Annotated in this window: 1 protein-coding gene; it reads right to left on the reverse strand. The window is 67.3% G+C overall.

Annotated features, from left to right (window positions below):
- The coding region (locus tag Y887_RS17735) for a hypothetical protein (protein ID WP_046965608.1) at positions 1-183 on the reverse strand (183 nt) is incomplete at its 3' end.
- Positions 184-339 lie beyond the last annotated feature (156 nt).

Raw genomic sequence — 339 nt, forward strand, 5'->3', positions numbered from 1 at the left:
CTCGTCCGCCGTCCGCGCCACGGCGGCGTTGGCGGAGAAGTCCTGCCTGGCGCGGATCTGTTCGACCGCCTCGACCGCCAGGTTGTCCAGCGTGCCTGTGGCCGTGCGGCGGGCGCTGGCCTCGAAGCGGTTGGCGGCGTTCTGCATTCCGGCGGCGGCGATGCTCAGGGGCGGGATCGTCATGATCGGTCTCCGGGCGGCGAAAGGAACTCTGCGAACCGTCAGGATCGTGGCTTTGCGGTCAACGGCGCCTGAACAAGCGTGGTGAACGGCGGTCTTTTTGCGGAAATCCGCCGCATCGGGGCCGTTATTGGTGTATAGAGACCGCCTCCTCATCGC

This window comes from Xanthomonas pisi DSM 18956 (assembly GCF_001010415.1).
Taxonomy (GTDB): Bacteria; Pseudomonadota; Gammaproteobacteria; order Xanthomonadales; family Xanthomonadaceae; genus Xanthomonas; species Xanthomonas pisi.